At 60.1% G+C, this 14,534-nt stretch carries 14 protein-coding genes; all 14 read right to left on the reverse strand.

What is annotated here, in order from left to right:
• Positions 1-13: 13 nt before the first annotated feature.
• A complete protein-coding gene (fliG, locus tag ACIPL0_RS13505) occupies positions 14-1,030 on the reverse strand; it encodes a flagellar motor switch protein FliG (RefSeq protein WP_400597392.1) in 1,017 nt (338 codons plus the stop codon).
• Positions 1,023-2,798: a flagellar basal-body MS-ring/collar protein FliF gene (fliF, locus tag ACIPL0_RS13510; RefSeq protein ID WP_400597390.1), complete on the reverse strand. Its 1,776-nt coding sequence runs from the start codon at positions 2,796-2,798 to the stop codon at positions 1,023-1,025. Before fliF ends, fliG begins: the two co-directional genes overlap by 8 nt.
• Before the next feature lie 14 nt (positions 2,799-2,812).
• Positions 2,813-3,142, reverse strand: a complete 330-nt coding sequence (gene fliE / locus ACIPL0_RS13515) for a flagellar hook-basal body complex protein FliE (protein ID WP_400597388.1) — start codon at positions 3,140-3,142, stop codon at positions 2,813-2,815.
• A 304-nt stretch (positions 3,143-3,446) separates the two neighbouring features.
• The gene (locus ACIPL0_RS13520; RefSeq protein ID WP_400597386.1) at positions 3,447-4,874 is read right to left on the reverse strand and encodes a sigma-54-dependent transcriptional regulator; all 1,428 of its coding nucleotides are present in this window, start codon (positions 4,872-4,874) and stop codon (positions 3,447-3,449) included.
• Positions 4,871-6,082, reverse strand: a complete 1,212-nt coding sequence (locus ACIPL0_RS13525; RefSeq protein ID WP_400597385.1) for a sensor histidine kinase — start codon at positions 6,080-6,082, stop codon at positions 4,871-4,873. Before ACIPL0_RS13525 ends, ACIPL0_RS13520 begins: the two co-directional genes overlap by 4 nt.
• A gap of 140 nt (positions 6,083-6,222) precedes the next feature.
• Positions 6,223-7,698 (reverse strand): sigma-54 dependent transcriptional regulator, encoded by a 1,476-nt coding sequence (locus ACIPL0_RS13530; protein ID WP_400597383.1) that lies wholly within the window; start codon positions 7,696-7,698, stop codon positions 6,223-6,225.
• 169 nt (positions 7,699-7,867) lie between these two features.
• Positions 7,868-8,164 carry a flagellar protein FliT gene (gene fliT / locus ACIPL0_RS13535; RefSeq protein ID WP_400597381.1) on the reverse strand — a complete coding sequence of 99 codons (297 nt, stop codon included), beginning with the start codon at positions 8,162-8,164 and terminating at the stop codon, positions 7,868-7,870.
• Positions 8,165-8,176: 12 nt separating this feature from the next.
• The gene (gene fliS / locus ACIPL0_RS13540; protein ID WP_400597380.1) at positions 8,177-8,572 is read right to left on the reverse strand and encodes a flagellar export chaperone FliS; all 396 of its coding nucleotides are present in this window, start codon (positions 8,570-8,572) and stop codon (positions 8,177-8,179) included.
• 122 nt (positions 8,573-8,694) lie between these two features.
• Positions 8,695-10,119 carry a flagellar filament capping protein FliD gene (gene fliD, locus ACIPL0_RS13545; protein WP_400597379.1) on the reverse strand — a complete coding sequence of 475 codons (1,425 nt, stop codon included), beginning with the start codon at positions 10,117-10,119 and terminating at the stop codon, positions 8,695-8,697.
• Between the two features lie 77 nt (positions 10,120-10,196).
• Positions 10,197-10,577 (reverse strand): flagellar protein FlaG, encoded by a 381-nt coding sequence (locus ACIPL0_RS13550; protein ID WP_400597378.1) that lies wholly within the window; start codon positions 10,575-10,577, stop codon positions 10,197-10,199.
• A gap of 72 nt (positions 10,578-10,649) precedes the next feature.
• Positions 10,650-11,498 carry a flagellin domain-containing protein gene (locus ACIPL0_RS13555; RefSeq protein ID WP_400597377.1) on the reverse strand — a complete coding sequence of 283 codons (849 nt, stop codon included), beginning with the start codon at positions 11,496-11,498 and terminating at the stop codon, positions 10,650-10,652.
• Between the two features lie 292 nt (positions 11,499-11,790).
• Entirely contained in the window at positions 11,791-12,639 is an 849-nt protein-coding gene (locus ACIPL0_RS13560; protein WP_400597376.1) for a flagellin domain-containing protein, read from the reverse strand.
• A gap of 287 nt (positions 12,640-12,926) precedes the next feature.
• On the reverse strand, positions 12,927-13,187 hold the full coding sequence (locus tag ACIPL0_RS13565) for a hypothetical protein (RefSeq protein ID WP_400597375.1): 261 nt from the start codon (positions 13,185-13,187) through the stop codon (positions 12,927-12,929).
• A complete protein-coding gene (locus ACIPL0_RS13570) occupies positions 13,184-14,479 on the reverse strand; it encodes a motility associated factor glycosyltransferase family protein (protein WP_400597374.1) in 1,296 nt (431 codons plus the stop codon). Before ACIPL0_RS13570 ends, ACIPL0_RS13565 begins: the two co-directional genes overlap by 4 nt.
• Positions 14,480-14,534: the final 55 nt, after the last annotated feature.

Consider the following 14,534-nt stretch of genomic DNA (forward strand, 5'->3'; position numbering starts at 1 on the left):
ACTGCACCTGCCGTTAAATCATTTCCTCGCCACCTTTGCCGCCGAGAACGATCTCCCCGGCCTCCGCCATACGACGGGCAATGGTGAGAATCTCTTTCTGTGCAGCTTCCACGTCGCTGACGCGAACCGGGCCTTTGGCTTCCAGGTCGTCGCGCAGCAGTTCGGCGGCACGCTTGGACATGTTCTTGAAAATCTTTTCCTTGATCGCGTCGTCCGAGCCCTTGAGTGCCAGTACCAGCACGTCGGAGGAGACTTCGCGGAGCAAGGCCTGAATGCCACGGTCGTCGACGTCGGACAGGTTGTTGAAGACGAACATGAGGTCTTCGATCTGCGTCGACAGGTCTTCGTCCACTTCGCGGATGGAGTCCATGAGCTGGCCTTCGATCGAACTGTCGAGGAAGTTCATGATGTCCGCCGCACGCTTGATACCGCCCAACGTGGTACGCGAGGTGTTGGCATTGCCCGAGAACTGCTTCTCGAGAATCTGGTTCAACTCTTTCAGCGCCGCCGGTTGCACGGTGTTCAGCGAGGACACGCGCAGGATGATGTCCAGCCGGACCTTGTGGTCGAAATGGCTGAGCACTTCACCGGCCTGGTCGGCGTCCAGATAGGCGACGACGATGGCCTGGATCTGCGGGTGCTCGTAACGAATGACGTCGGCGACCGCGCGCGGTTCCATCCACTTGAGGCTGTCCAGACCGCTGGTGTTGCCACCCAGCAGGATGCGGTCGATCAGGCCGTTGGCCTTGTCTTCGCCCAGGGCCTGAGTGAGCATCTTGCGGATGTAGCCGTCCGAGCCGATGCCCACGCCGGTCTGGTCGCCGACCAGATCGACGAACTCGCCCATCACCTGCTCGACCTGTTCGCGGTGCACATTGCGCATCTGCGCCATGGCCACGCCGACACGCTGGACCTCTTTGGGGCCCATGTGGCGCAGGACTTGTGCGGCGTCGGTCTCACCGAGGGTGAGCAACAGGATCGCAGCCTTATCAACGCGGGTCAGTTTGACCGCTGCACGACTTTCACTCATCTGTGTTGATCCACTCTTTTACGACCTGAGCCACACGAGCCGGGTCTTCAGCCACCAGGCTCTTGATTGCGTTGAGCTGCGCGTCATAACCCTCGGTCGGGCTCGGCAGCAGGATGCTTTGCGGGCCACCCAGGCTTACCCGGTCATTGGCCAGCTCGCCGTCCAGACCGACCATGCCGCCGAGTTCGACGTCACCGTCCTGACGGCCTTTCGGATTGGTGATGCTCTTGAGCACCGGACGCAGCACGCCGAACACCAGCACCAGGATGAAGATCACACCCATGGCTTGCTTGATCAGGTCCCAGAACCACGGTTGCGAGTAGAACGGGATGTCCGGAATCACTTCGCCACGGTCGGCCGAGAACGGCACGTTGATCACGCTGACACTGTCGCCACGGCTGGCATCGAAGCCCACGGCGTCCTGCACCAGACGGGTAAAGCGCGCCAGTTGGTCGGCGGTCCACGGCACCATGGTGGTTTCACCGTTGGCCGGGTTGACCTTGACCTGATCGTCAACCACCACTGCCACCGACAGGCGATTGATCTTGCCCTGCTGTTGCTTGGTGTGGCTGATGGAACGGTCCAGCTCGAAGTTCTTGGTCGACTGGTTACGCTTGTCCTGCGGATACGGCGCCAGCATCGGCTGGCCGGTGGCCGGGTCCATGATCTGCTGACCGTTGGCGTCCAGCAGCGGTTGGCCTGGGGCGATCGGACCTGCGGCACCGCCGGCGGCACCACCGGTGGTCTGCGGCGCGGTGGCCGGGCCTGGAGGCTGGTTGCTCAGCGCGCCGGGAACACCTTGCGGGCCGCTGCTGCTGGAGCGTTGTTCGTTGGTGGTCTGCTCGCTGCGCAGGGCCGGTTGATCCGGGTTGAAGCTTTCGGCGGTGGACTCGACCGCGCTGAAGTCGACGTCGGCCGACACTTCTGCCTTGTAGCGGTCGTTGCCCAGCACCGGTTGCAGGATGTTCTGCACACGCTGGGTCAGCATGCTTTCCATGCGACGGGTGTAGTCGAACTGCTTGCCGGCCATGGTCAGTTCGGAATTTTCCGCCTGATCGGACAGCAGGTTGCCTTTCTGGTCGACCACGGTGACCTGGGATTTGGTCAGTTCGGGAACGCTGGTCGCCACCAGATTGACGATGGCAGCCACCTGACCTGGCTCAAGGGTGCGACCGGCGTACATTTCTACCAATACCGAAGCGGTCGGCTTGCGGTCGTCACGGACGAACACCGAGCTCTTTGGAATGGCCAGATGTACACGGGCAGCCTTGATGTTGTTCAGTGCAGAGATGGTCCGCGCCAGTTCGCCTTCCAGACCACGGCGATAGCGCGTGGCTTCCATGAACTGACTGGTGCCCAGGCCCTGATCCTTGTCGAGGATCTCGAAACCGACGTTGCCGTCGTTCTGTGCGATGCCGGCGCCGGCCAGCTTGATGCGGGCACGGGCCAGGTCTTCGGACTTGACCAGCAGCGCGCCGGAATTCGGTTCGACGGTGTATGGAATGTCGGACTGAGCCAGAGTGTCCATCACCTGTTTGGTGTCCATGCCCGACAGGCTGCCGTACAACGGCTTGTAGTCCGGCTGTTGTGACCAAAGCACGACGGCAAAACCAATCGCCACGCTGGCCGCCAGACCGACCATCAGGCCGACCTGCCGCAGCATGGTCATCTCGGACAGATTTTGCAGGAACGCCAGACCGAACATCGGTGGTTTGCTTCCTGTCGCACCCGCTTTGGCAGGTACGTTCTCGGCGACGGCTTCAGCCATGACTTAAATCGTCCTCAAACCGGCATTTGCATGATGTCTTGGTACGCCTGAACCAGCTTGTTGCGTACCTGGGTCAAGGCCTGAAACGAGACGCTGGCTTTCTGCGAGGAAATCATCACGTCGGTCAGGTCCACGCCGCTCTTGCCCATTTCAAAGGCGTTGGCCAGTTGGTTCGACGCCTGCTGGGTGTCGTTGACCTTGTTCACTGCCATGCCGAGCATGTCGGAGAAGCTGGTCGCCCCTGCCTGCTCCGGGGCATCGATGGCTTTCGGCTTGGCCATGGCGTCCATCTGCATGGCGCGCATGTCCAACATCAAGCGATTAAATTCAACACCTTGGCTCATGGACTTCTCTCTCAAATGGGCCGCAAATTTTTGACACCGATTCAGCGGTTACCCATGTATTAGCAACAACGGTGCCAGACCAATGGCGGCACAGTGCCACCTTTTCATGAAAGTATTCGGATGGGTACAGATCCGTACCGCACGCAAGAAACCTGTAGGAGCTGGCTTGCCCTGCGACCGGCTGCGCAGCAGTCGTAAATCCGTCAAACGCGGTGTGTCTGATATGGCCAATGCGCATGGATTTACGACTGCTGCGCAGCCGGTCGCAGGACAAGCCAGCTCCTACAGATGAGCGCAGGGCGTATCAGGACGCGAACAGATAACCCTCGACATCCATCCCCGCATCACGCATCTGCGCCAACTTGTAGCGCAATGTACGCGGGCTGATACCCAGGCGTTCGGCGGCTTCCTTGCGGCGGCCGCGCTCGGCACGCAGGGTGTCGATGATCAGCTGAAACTCGCGGCGACGCAGGTCTTCGCCCAGAGCGCCAGCCACCTCGCTGCCCGCGATGTCGAATGACGCCTCCGCAACAGCCGGGGTTGTCGGCAGCGATGGCTGAATCTGAAGCGGTGCCGCTGCCACGGGCGCTGCGGCGAAGGTCACGGGACCGGCCAGGCAGAAATCCTCGGCCTGAATCACCCCGCCCTGCTGCAGGATCAGCGCCCGCTGCACGGCGTTGTCCAGTTCGCGCACGTTGCCCGGCCAGCTGTATCCGATCAGACACTGTTGCGCCTCGGCAGACAGCCGCACCGGGGCATGCTTCATTTTATTGACGTGACGGGCGAGCAAACGCTCGGCCAGCGGCAGAATATCGGCGGGTCGTTGACGCAGCGGATGCCAGGCCAGCGGAAACACCGACAGGCGATAGAACAGGTCTTCACGGAAACGCCCCGCCGCCACTTCACCGGCCAGATCGCGGTTGGTGGTCGCCAGCACGCGGATATCCAGCTCGATCGGCTTGCGCGCGCCGACCCGCTCCACTTCCCGCTCCTGCAACACCCGCAGCAGCTTGGCCTGCAGGCCCATGGGCATTTCCGAAATTTCATCGAGCAGAATGGTGCCGCCGTCGGCCTGTTCGAACTTGCCCGGCTGGGCCGCAATGGCGCCGGTGAACGAGCCCTTCTCATGGCCGAACAGCGTGGCTTCGAGCATATTGTCGGGAATCGCCGCGCAGTTGATGGCAATGAACGGCTTGCCAGCCCGTGGCGACTGCTGATGAATGAAACGCGCCAGCACTTCCTTGCCGGTCCCGGACTCGCCGGAAATCAGCACGGTGGAATCGCTTTTCGCCACCCGCGTCGCCAAGTTCAGCAGTTGCACGCTGGCCGGCTCGACCGCGATGGGCCCCTCGCCGTCCGCTGGGCCAAGCCGCCCCAGCGCATGGCGGGCGACCAGCGCCAGCAGCGCCTTGGGCTCGAAGGGCTTGACCAGATAATCCGCAGCGCCGTCGCGCATGGCCTGCACCGCGCGCTCGACCGCACCATGGGCGGTCATCAGCAGCACCGGCAATTGCGGATAGCGGCTGCGCAGTTGAGCCAGCAATTGATGGCCGTCCATGCCGGGCATGTTGACGTCGCTGATCACCAGGCTGAACGACGTCTGCGCCGCAGCCAGCAGCGCATCTTCCGCCGAGCCGACAGCCTGATAGTCATGCCCGGCCAGCTCCAGCGTGTCGCCCAGCGCTTCACGCAGGGAACGGTCGTCTTCGACCAGCAAGACCTTGATCGTCATGGCTGACCACCTGCTGCGCCAGCCTCTGGAACCAGAGGCAGGGAGACAACCGCACAGGTGCCACGCCCCGGACGCGAACGGAATTGCACCTGCCCTTGGTGAGCGCGCGCCACCGCCGTGACCACCGCCAGACCCAGACCGGTGCCGGTGGTCTTGGTGGTGAAGAACGGTTCGCCGATACGCGCCAGCGCCGCAGCGTCGATGCCGCTGCCGTTGTCACTGACGCACAGCCGCAGGGTATTGCCGCGACCATACGCATGAATTTTGACGCGGGCATTGGCCGCGCTGGCCTGCACCGCATTTTCGATCAGATTGAGCAGCGCACCGACCAGCGTGTCGCGGTTGCACAGCAACTCGCCGTCCAGCGCATCGCACTGCCAGCGCACCGTCACATCGCGAACATGGGTCTGCGCCGCCGACTCCAGCGCCTGCACCAGACCGGCCGGGCTGACCCGGTCGGTCAGCGGCAGCTCGCCACGGGCAAACACCAGCATGTCGCGCACCTGATGCTCCAGCTCGTGCAGACGCTCTTTCAGACGCCCGGCAAAACGCTGCTGGGTTTCCACGTTCAGCGCCTGCTCGGTCAGGTGACTGGCGTAAATCATCGCCGCCGACAACGGCGTACGAATCTGGTGGGCCAGCGAAGCGACCATACGGCCCAGCGAGGACAGCCGCTCGTGACGCGCCAACTGGCTCTGCAGCTGGCGGGTTTCGGTCAGGTCGTTGAGCAGCACCAGCTGCCCCGGTTCGGCATCCAGCGAACGGGTGGAGATCGACAGACGACGACCGTCTTTCAGGGAGATTTCATGGCCGTCGTCTTCCCGTGGCGCGAAGCAGCGGGTGATGACGTGGCGCCAGAGCATACCGATCAACGGCTCGCCGAGCAGGTCTATGGCCGCCGGGTTGGCTTCGCGGACCACGCCGGTACCGTCGATGACGATCACGCCGCCGGGCAGCAGGTCGAGCAGGTTCTGCAGGCGATTGGCCAGGCGTTCCTTCTCCGCCAGTTCCTGCATGCGCTGGGCGCTGACCACCGCCAGCTCACCCTTGAGTTCGGTGACCCGCGCTTCCAGCAGGCTGTAGGAATCAGTCAGTTGCGCCGACATCTGATTGAACAGGGCGAATGCCTGCTCCAACCCTTGTCGACTTTCCAACTCCGGGGACGACTGCACTTGCGAACCTTCTGTCGAAACAGGTCCGGAAGACATCTGAGCGGCCTGGGGCATAGTTGATCTCTCGCATGACGAACCGTCAGTTAAACGGTGTGTTGCAAGAGACTTAGCAATCCCCGTGCCGAAAAAAAACCGCTGAAAAATCAGCGGTTTGTTTTTGACGCGTCAATCGGGTGTCACTCGTCGCCCTGGTCATCGCCTTCGCGACGGCTCATGCCGTACTTGCGCATCTTCTCCACCAGCGTGGTGCGGCGGATACGCAAACGTTCAGCTGCACGGGCAACGATACCGTTGGCATCGTCCAGAGCCTGCTGGATCAGGCCCTGCTCCAGACCACCGAGGTAGTCCTTGAGGTCCAGACCTTCCGGCGGCAGCATCGCGCTGTTGGCGAAGTTCGGCGTATGGCCGTTGATGGCCACGCGCTCTTCCAGATCGCTGCGCAGGCTGTCCACCAATTGCTCGTCTTCGTCATCGACGTACCGGAATTTCTTCGGCAGCTCGGCCACGCCGATCACCCCGTACGGGTGCATGATCGCCATGCGCTCCACCAGGTTGGCCAGCTCGCGGACGTTGCCCGGCCAGCCGTGACGGCACAGCGACATGATGGCGGCCGAGTTGAAGCGGATCGAACCGCGCTTCTCGTGCTCCATGCGCGAAATCAGCTCGTTCATCAGCAGCGGAATGTCTTCCACCCGCTCACGCAGCGGCGCCATCTCGATCGGGAACACGTTGAGGCGGTAGTACAGGTCTTCGCGGAAGCCACCGGTCTCGATCATGTCTTCGAGATTCTTGTGAGTGGCTGCGATGATGCGCACATCAACGCTCTGGGTCTTGTTGCTGCCCACGCGCTCGAAGGTACGCTCCTGCAGGACGCGCAGCAGCTTGACCTGCATCGGCAGCGGCATGTCACCGATTTCATCGAGGAACAGCGTGCCACCGTTGGCCAGCTCGAAACGCCCGGCCCGGCTGGTGATCGCACCGGTGAACGCGCCCTTCTCGTGACCGAACAGTTCGCTTTCCAGCAGCTCGGCCGGGATCGCACCGCAGTTGACCGGTACGAACGGCGCGTCGCGACGCTTGGAATGGTAATGCAGGTTACGCGCGACCACTTCCTTGCCGGTACCCGACTCGCCGAGGATCAGCACGCTGGCGTCGGTATCGGCCACCTGCTGCATCATCTGGCGCACGTGCTGGATGGCACGGCTGGTACCGACCAGGCTGCGGAACAGGTTGGGTTCGCGCTGGCGACCACGCTCACGGGCCTGGTCGTACATTTCGCGATAGACCTGGGCGCGGTGCAGGGAGTCCAGCAGTTTGCTGTAGCTGGGAGGCATTTCGACGGTGGACAACACACGTCGACGCAAGTCTTCGGACAGTTCGCCCAAAGAATTTTCGCCCATTACCAGAACAGGAAGGAACTCATCCCATGCAGCGATGGTCTTAAGCAGCCCTTGAAGACTGCCCGGGGCATTGATGGTGCCGACCAGCACGCAAAGGACTTCCCGCGTGGACGCCAGAGAACCGACAACTTGCTGCCAGTCAGTACTGGAGCAGGACAGGTTCTCGTCGCCGAGGAAATTCAGAATGACCGCCATGTCACGGCGGCGCTGGCTATCGTCATCGATCAGCAGAATCTTGATTTCACGCCACATGCAATAGCAACTTCCCTAGTCAACTCGATGCCCATTCAGGGGCAAGCTTGGCCTTGTATGGTCCGCAGAGACGCTACAACAACCAGAAATTAGTGAACATCACTAGTTAAGTCAAAAAACCGTACACAGTCAATTTTATGGCGCACATTTTTTTTCGTTCAACCGAGCGTCAACCGAACAGATGGTAAACCTTTGCCGCGCTTTTCGCTCGCTGGATCTGCGACATTTCATCGACAATTGCCTGACGCTCTCCTACAGCAATATCTATCAGTTGCCGATAGACACCCAACAACTCTTCCAGATTGCTGCGTAACTCGGGCTCATCGTCGCTCGCCTCACGAATGACTTCGTCGACGCAGGCACGGCAGGCCAGATCGAGCTTGCCGATCGCCTCCCAGTCGCGCTGAGCCAAGGCATCGACCAAGGCTTCGCGGGTTTCTTCGATTCGCTTGAGTGCAGCACTCATGGTGTTCTCCTTTTACAGCGCTGGCGGTTGATCGCCAATCGCATCCCAACCTTCCTTGACGGTGGTCAACAGACCGGTGACTTCGTCGAGAATTTTCGGGTCGGTCTTGATGTTGGCTTCCGCCAGACGCTTCATCATGTACATGTACAGGTTGTCGACATGGGCCAGGGCTTCACCCTGCTTTTCCATGTCCAGACCTTCACGCAGACCACCGACGATCTCGATGGCCTTGCCGATCAGCGTACCCTTGGCCGAAATATCCTTGCGCTCGATGGCACCCTTGGCCTGGGCAATACGGTCCAGGCCGGCTTCCATCAGCATCTGCACCAGACGGTGCGGCGTGGCCACGGCGGTCTGGGCATGTGAGTTGACCTTCTGATACTGCCGAAGGGCTGCCATTCGATTCATGTTCTTACCTCGTACAACTCGAAGTTCGTATATTCAGGGTATCGACACAGCCTTGCAAAACTTTAAGGCCAGATGCCAAAAACCCGGCACTCTGGCCGGGTCTTTGTTTTCACGCTCAGGCGTCAGCTCGACTTCTGCGCATTGAGCGAATCGAAGAACGAAGTGATGCTGCTGGCAGACGCTTTCAGCTGGCCGACCAGCAAGTCCATGGCGTTGTACTTGGCGGTCAGGCTCGCGGTCAGGGTTTCGACGCGCAGGTCCAGCGCAGCCTGTTGATCCTGCAGATCGTTCTGTTGGGTGGTCAGGCTGGATTTGCGGGTGTCGAACATGCCGCCGGTCTGGGTGAACGGGTCCAGCGCCGAGTTCATCCGCGCCAGCAGGCCGTTGGTGTCGGTGGTGCCACTGAACATCTGCTGCACGTCACCGGCCAGGCCCTTGTCCATCGCTGCCTTGAACTTGGTGTCATCCAGCGACAGCGTACCGTCGGTCTGCGAGGTGGTGATGCCCAGCTGCGACAGCACCGACAGGTTACCGGCGGCGCCGGTGGTGACCAGCTCGTTGCGCATCGCCGACAGGATCGAACGCGGCATCGAGTCGCCAGTCAGTGCAGCCGGGGTCACGGTGGCACCGGTGTCCGGGTCGGGCGTCGAGCTGATGGTGGCCTTGGTCACGGTCGACACAGCGGACACCACGGCGTTGTACGCGGTGATGAACGACTGCAGCGAGGTTTTCAGGCCGTCGGTGTTGGTGGTGACGTTGACCGTGGAGGTGCCTGGAGCTACCAGGTTCATGGTCATGCCACCCACCGTCGAATCCAGCTTGTTACTCTTGCTGGTGATAGGCATGCCGTTGATGGTCAGGGATGCATCGATAGGCTGAGTACCGACATAACCAGCAGAGGTCGCAGAAGTCGTATCCAGTTTGGTATTGGCATTAATGGTGAAGCCGGTGATATCACTACTGGTCGTGATATCCGAACCCGCACCAGTAATGGTCGAGCCCAGCACCAGACGCGAGCCATTGGCATCAGTGATGATGTTGGCGCTGATATTGGTGCTGTCGGTATTGGCGTTGATCTGCTTCATCACCGACGACAGCGTTGCGCCGCTCGGAATGGTGTAGCTGGTGGTAATGCCATTTTGAGTGATGCTCAGGTTACCACTCGGAATGGCACTGCTGGCGCCGCCGGAAAAGGCAGCGGTAGCGACACTGGAACTGGTCGCGATCTTGTCGACGACGATGGTGTAGTTGCCCGGCACCGCGTTGTTGTCAGAGGTGACTGTCAGCGCGTTTTCATTGGACGACTTGGCCGCATAGCCATTGAACGCAGGATTGTCCTTGTCACCCAGGGTTTTCAGCGCAGTCTGAAACGCAGCCACAGCCGACTGCAGGGTACCGATCCCGGACAGTTTGGTGGTGACTTGTTTGGTCTGCGTGGTGATCTGGGTCTGCTTGGCCAGCTTGTCGGCATTGACCAGCGCAGTAACGATGTCTCCGATCGCCAGGCCCGATCCGAGGCCGGTGGACGGAGTGATTGGACTAGCCATGTGTATCTCCCTTCAGTTTGAGTCGGTCTTTTGACAACAGCGTGGCTCAAAAGAACCGCGTTCACGTTTCATGCCACTTAGACTTTTGCGTCGAACAGCAGGCTGTGCGCATTCTGCAGGCTGTCGGCAATTTTCAATGCCTCAGCCGACGGCAACTGCCGCACCACTTCGCCGGTTTCACTGGCAATCACTTTAACGACGACTTTCCCGGACGCCTCGTCAATCGAGAACTCCAGGTTACGCCGTACCGACTGAACGAATTTCTGGATTTCCTGCACAGCGGCTTTCAATGCCTTATCGTGATCTTCAGGATTGGAATCCTTTTGGGTCGCCGTGTCCGTTTTGGCAGCGGGCTGCGTTTCGGAAACGACTTGAGGTGCCACAGCCGGCTTTTCCGCGACCACTGGCACCGGTTGCACCGCTGTGTAAGACAAGTTCAGCTTGGCGCTCATGTCCATGTCCACTCACCTCTCAAGTGAAAAAGCGGGAGAGTACGCAAGCACACTCCCCCGCCAAACTTCAATCCGAGATTACTGAAGCAGTTTCAGTACAGCGGATGGCAGTTGGTTAGCCTGGGCCAGAACAGCGGTGGAAGCCTGTTGCAGAGTTTGCTGTTTGGTCAGGTTAGCGGTTTCAGCTGCGAAGTCGGTGTCTTGTACACGGCCTTGTGCAGCAGTGGTGTTTTCCACGATGTTCTGCAGGTTGGAGATGGTGCTCGACAGACGGTTTTGAGCAGCACCCAGGTCAGCACGGGTAGCACCGATTTTAGCGATTGCTGCGTCGATTGCAGTGATCGCGTTGTCGATGTTGCCGCTGAAGTTGGCGCTGGTACCGGAGATCGCGATGGTACCGCTGCCAGCCGACAGGGAAGCGGAGTCAAACTTGCTGCTCAGCACGATGTCGATGTGGTTCGCGGAACCAGTGTCAGCACCGACTTGCAGAGTCATGGTACCGGCCGAACCGTCCAGCAGGTTTTTGCCGTTCAGGTTGGTCGAACCAGCGGTACGGTCCAGTTCCGATTGCATTTGCGAGAATTCTTTCTGCAGTGCGTCACGGTCAGCCGAGCTGTTGGTACCGTTACGGGCCTGAACAGCCAGTTCACGCATACGCTGCAGGATGTTGGTCGATTCTTGCAGAGCGCCTTCAGCGGTCTGAGCGATCGAGATACCGTCGTTGGCGTTCTTGATAGCTACAGTCTGACCACGGATTTGCGAAGTTTCGCGAGTGGCGATCTGCAGGCCGGCGGCGTCGTCTTTAGCGCTGTTGATTTTCAGACCGGAAGACAGGCGAGTCATCGAAGTCGAAAGAGCGTCCGAAGCACGGTTGAGGTTTTTCTGAACGGCCAGGGAAGTGGTGTTGGTGGTAACGGTTAAAGCCATGATGAATTCCTCGTTAGTTGGGTGCTGCGGCTATCCGGCCCTGGCAACTGCCGGTGGTGGCCTAGAGAACCTTCGTAATGTTTATCGTCGTATCTGCAAGGAGCTTGAGGGCTTTTTGAAAATTTTTTGCCACCAGAGCGCCACCCCTGCTTTTGACGGGGGATACCCAGCTTTTCGGCGCAAACCGCCCAAGCTTTAATCACCTGATCAAGCCCTTGATTCCCGGGCTTTTTTAGCCGGACGCGCCACTCGACGCGCCCGGCTCACGCCTTCGCCATAGACGAAAAAAACGTTATTGCAGCAGTTTCAACACCGCCGACGGCAACTGATTGGCCTGCGCCAGGATCGCCGTGGAGGCTTGCTGCAGGGTCTGCTGCTTGGTCAGCTCGGCGGTTTCGGCGGCGAAGTCGACGTCTTGAACGCGACCTTGCGCTGCCGTGGTGTTCTCCACGATGTTCTGCAGATTCGCGATGGTGCTCGACAGGCGATTCTGCGCAGCACCCAGATCCGCACGTGTGGCACCAATCACGGAGATGGCGACGTCGATTGCGGTGATCGCGTTATCGATGTTGTCGGCGAAGTTGGCACTGGTGCCGGAAATGGCGAGCGTACCGCTACCCACCGCGAGGGAAACGGAGTCGAATTTGCTGCTCAGCACCATATCGATATGGTTGGCAGACCCCGTATCGGCGCCCACCTGCAGGGTCATCGAACCGGCAGTACCATCCAGCAGATTCTTGCCGTTCAGGTTGGTGGAGCCCGCGTTGCGATCAAGCTCGGCCTGCATCTGCACAAACTCTTTCTGCAGTGCGTCACGGTCAGCCGAACTGTTGGTGCCGTTCCGGCCCTGAACAGCCAGCTCGCGCATACGCTGCAGAATGTTGGTCGACTCTTGCAAGGCACCTTCGGCAGTCTGGGCGATCGAGATACCGTCGTTGGCGTTTTTGATGGCCATCATCTGACCGCGAATTTGCGATGTTTCGCGGGTTGCAATCTGCAGACCCGCCGCATCGTCTTTGGCACTGTTGATGCGCAGGCCGGAGGACAGACGAGCCATGGAAGTCGACAAGGCGTCGGACGCACGTCCAAGATTTTTCTGAACGGCCAGCGAGGTGGTATTGGTATTAACGGTTAAAGCCATTTTCGAGATCCTTCTTTGATAAAAAAATGCAGGCTCTCGTTAACCGGGGAAGTCCATTTCTCCCGCGGAACCTACAGTTTCGTTATCGTCGAAGGGACAGTCGGCTTTAACCCACAAAGCCATTCAAATCAGAGAGATACCCGACAGATGACGGGGTATTTCAGCGCTAACCCATTCATATTCCAGCACTTTGAAAAAACATGAAAAAACGGCCCGAAAGGACCGTTTCAACTCCACCGTTTCAATTTGCGTGTCAGACGTTTCTTCAATTAACGCCAAACTGGAAATCAACTTTCCGCACACAATCCCACAAACTCAACGTCCAGCCAGTCGGCCAGTCCGATCCAGTCTTGCCGCTCCTGGCATTGCAGGATTTCGCTCAAGACGTGGGTCCACTGCGCCTGTTCCGCTGCCGGACGGGTGCTGATTAATGGCATGGCAGCGTCGATGATCTCGACCATGTTCAACGCCGCTTCGATGTCGCGACCCAGACGGAACAGGTGGGCGCAGTGTTGCGCATCTTCAATGAGGTGAGCGTTGGCGGTCATGGCGCTGTCCATTGCGGGTCGAATTCGGTGCCGGCGATCAGTGCGCCGTCGCGGCTGGTGTTGAAGAACTGCACGTCGGGATGCCGGGCGATGTAGCGCTCCAGCTCGATCAGGTAGCTGCGGAAATTGAGCTGGGTCTTGACCTTATTGCCATGGCCGTCGCGCACCCAGTGACGGGCGATGTTCGCCCCCGGGCCGAGGTCGCCGTCCTGCCAGCCGGTGTGGGTCTTGTCGCCTGGAAAGGCGAAATCAGCGCCGAACAGGGTGATGCGCGAGGCGCCCATTTTCACCGCCAGATCGATGGCCGGATGAATCACACTACCGGCCACATGAAGTGACGCCCGCGGAATCTCCTGACGGATCTGTGCGTACATCGGGCTCGATGAATACGCCACGTAGCGCGGCCCCTGCCAGGCCTCCAGCATCGCAGCGTCCTGGCGCGGCAGATAGACCAGCGCGATACCGGCGGAGTTATCCGGCGGCAAGTGGCGGGAGGTGATCTGATGGTCGATGCTGACCACCAGATCCGGCCGGATGCCCTGCTTGCGCAATGGCACGTACGCGGTGTCGACACAGATCAGCAGCGGCCGCTGCGGATCTTTGGAGACGCTCAACAGACGCGGCAGATGCTGCTGCAAGGTCGGCCCCGTCGCGATGACAAACGCCTCGCGCCCCGGCTGGCTGCCGAACAGCTCAGCGACATCGGTATCGCGCTGCAACAACGCCCTGCCCTGCTCCAGATGGCGAAGGTTGTCGGGGCTGTCGGCGGCAAACGCCTGGTTGTTGAACGCCAGATGCACCTCACTGACCAGCCGATCACGAATGCGCGCATTGGCATCGTCGGCCAGCACCAGCTCGGCCGGCAGGGCGAAGAACGGCAGCTGGATTTCCGCCTGATCGGCCGCATACGCGAGATGCACCCGAGGGTCGCTCAGCCAGTCCTGCTGTTCCAGCAAGCGCAACATCAGGGCAAACAGGGCACCGTTGAGGACATGCACGTGCAATTGCTGTACGCGCTCATCGGCCAGCAGTACCCGCTGCAGATCGCCCAGGCCGGTGCCATAGACGTGTACGCAGGCACGCTCTGCCGGCAGGCTGTCGGCCTGCATGCGGGCTTCGGCCAGGCGGTCATGGCGGCTGGTGAGTTGAATGCCGTCGACACTCAGTGTCGAACCCTGGCCTTCGACCAGTTGAGCGGGAATGTCATCGGCGTTTTCAGCCGAGAGTCGGCGGGCGACCTCAGGCCAACGCCGCTCGATGACGGCCCGGTTGTCCCGAAAAATATCACCCATGGCAACAGTCCTTAATGCACGTGGAAAGCACAATGAAAAACGGCGACGTGAAGAT

The sequence above is a fragment of the Pseudomonas sp. NPDC090208 genome (genome assembly GCF_044746785.1).
GTDB lineage: Bacteria > Pseudomonadota > Gammaproteobacteria > Pseudomonadales > Pseudomonadaceae > Aquipseudomonas.

Bases quoted from the DNA above. Each gene is read 5' to 3' on its own strand.
- ACIPL0_RS13530 (WP_400597383.1), bottom strand. From the start codon at position 7,698: ATGTGGCGTGAAATCAAGATTCTGCTGATCGATGACGATAGCCAGCGC.
- fliE (WP_400597388.1), bottom strand. From the start codon at position 3,142: ATGAGCCAAGGTGTTGAATTTAATCGCTTGATGTTGGACATGCGCGCC.
- ACIPL0_RS13525 (WP_400597385.1), bottom strand. From the start codon at position 6,082: ATGTCTTCCGGACCTGTTTCGACAGAAGGTTCGCAAGTGCAGTCGTCC.
- ACIPL0_RS13550 (WP_400597378.1), bottom strand. From the start codon at position 10,577: ATGGACATGAGCGCCAAGCTGAACTTGTCTTACACAGCGGTGCAACCG.
- ACIPL0_RS13570 (WP_400597374.1), bottom strand. From the start codon at position 14,479: ATGGGTGATATTTTTCGGGACAACCGGGCCGTCATCGAGCGGCGTTGG.
- fliS (WP_400597380.1), bottom strand. From the start codon at position 8,572: ATGAATCGAATGGCAGCCCTTCGGCAGTATCAGAAGGTCAACTCACAT.
- ACIPL0_RS13520 (WP_400597386.1), bottom strand. From the start codon at position 4,874: ATGACGATCAAGGTCTTGCTGGTCGAAGACGACCGTTCCCTGCGTGAA.
- fliG (WP_400597392.1), bottom strand. From the start codon at position 1,030: ATGAGTGAAAGTCGTGCAGCGGTCAAACTGACCCGCGTTGATAAGGCT.
- ACIPL0_RS13560 (WP_400597376.1), bottom strand. From the start codon at position 12,639: ATGGCTTTAACCGTTAATACCAATACCACCTCGCTGGCCGTTCAGAAA.
- ACIPL0_RS13555 (WP_400597377.1), bottom strand. From the start codon at position 11,498: ATGGCTTTAACCGTTACCACCAACACCACTTCCCTGGCCGTTCAGAAA.
- fliT (WP_400597381.1), bottom strand. From the start codon at position 8,164: ATGAGTGCTGCACTCAAGCGAATCGAAGAAACCCGCGAAGCCTTGGTC.
- ACIPL0_RS13565 (WP_400597375.1), bottom strand. From the start codon at position 13,187: ATGACCGCCAACGCTCACCTCATTGAAGATGCGCAACACTGCGCCCAC.
- fliD (WP_400597379.1), bottom strand. From the start codon at position 10,119: ATGGCTAGTCCAATCACTCCGTCCACCGGCCTCGGATCGGGCCTGGCG.
- fliF (WP_400597390.1), bottom strand. From the start codon at position 2,798: ATGGCTGAAGCCGTCGCCGAGAACGTACCTGCCAAAGCGGGTGCGACA.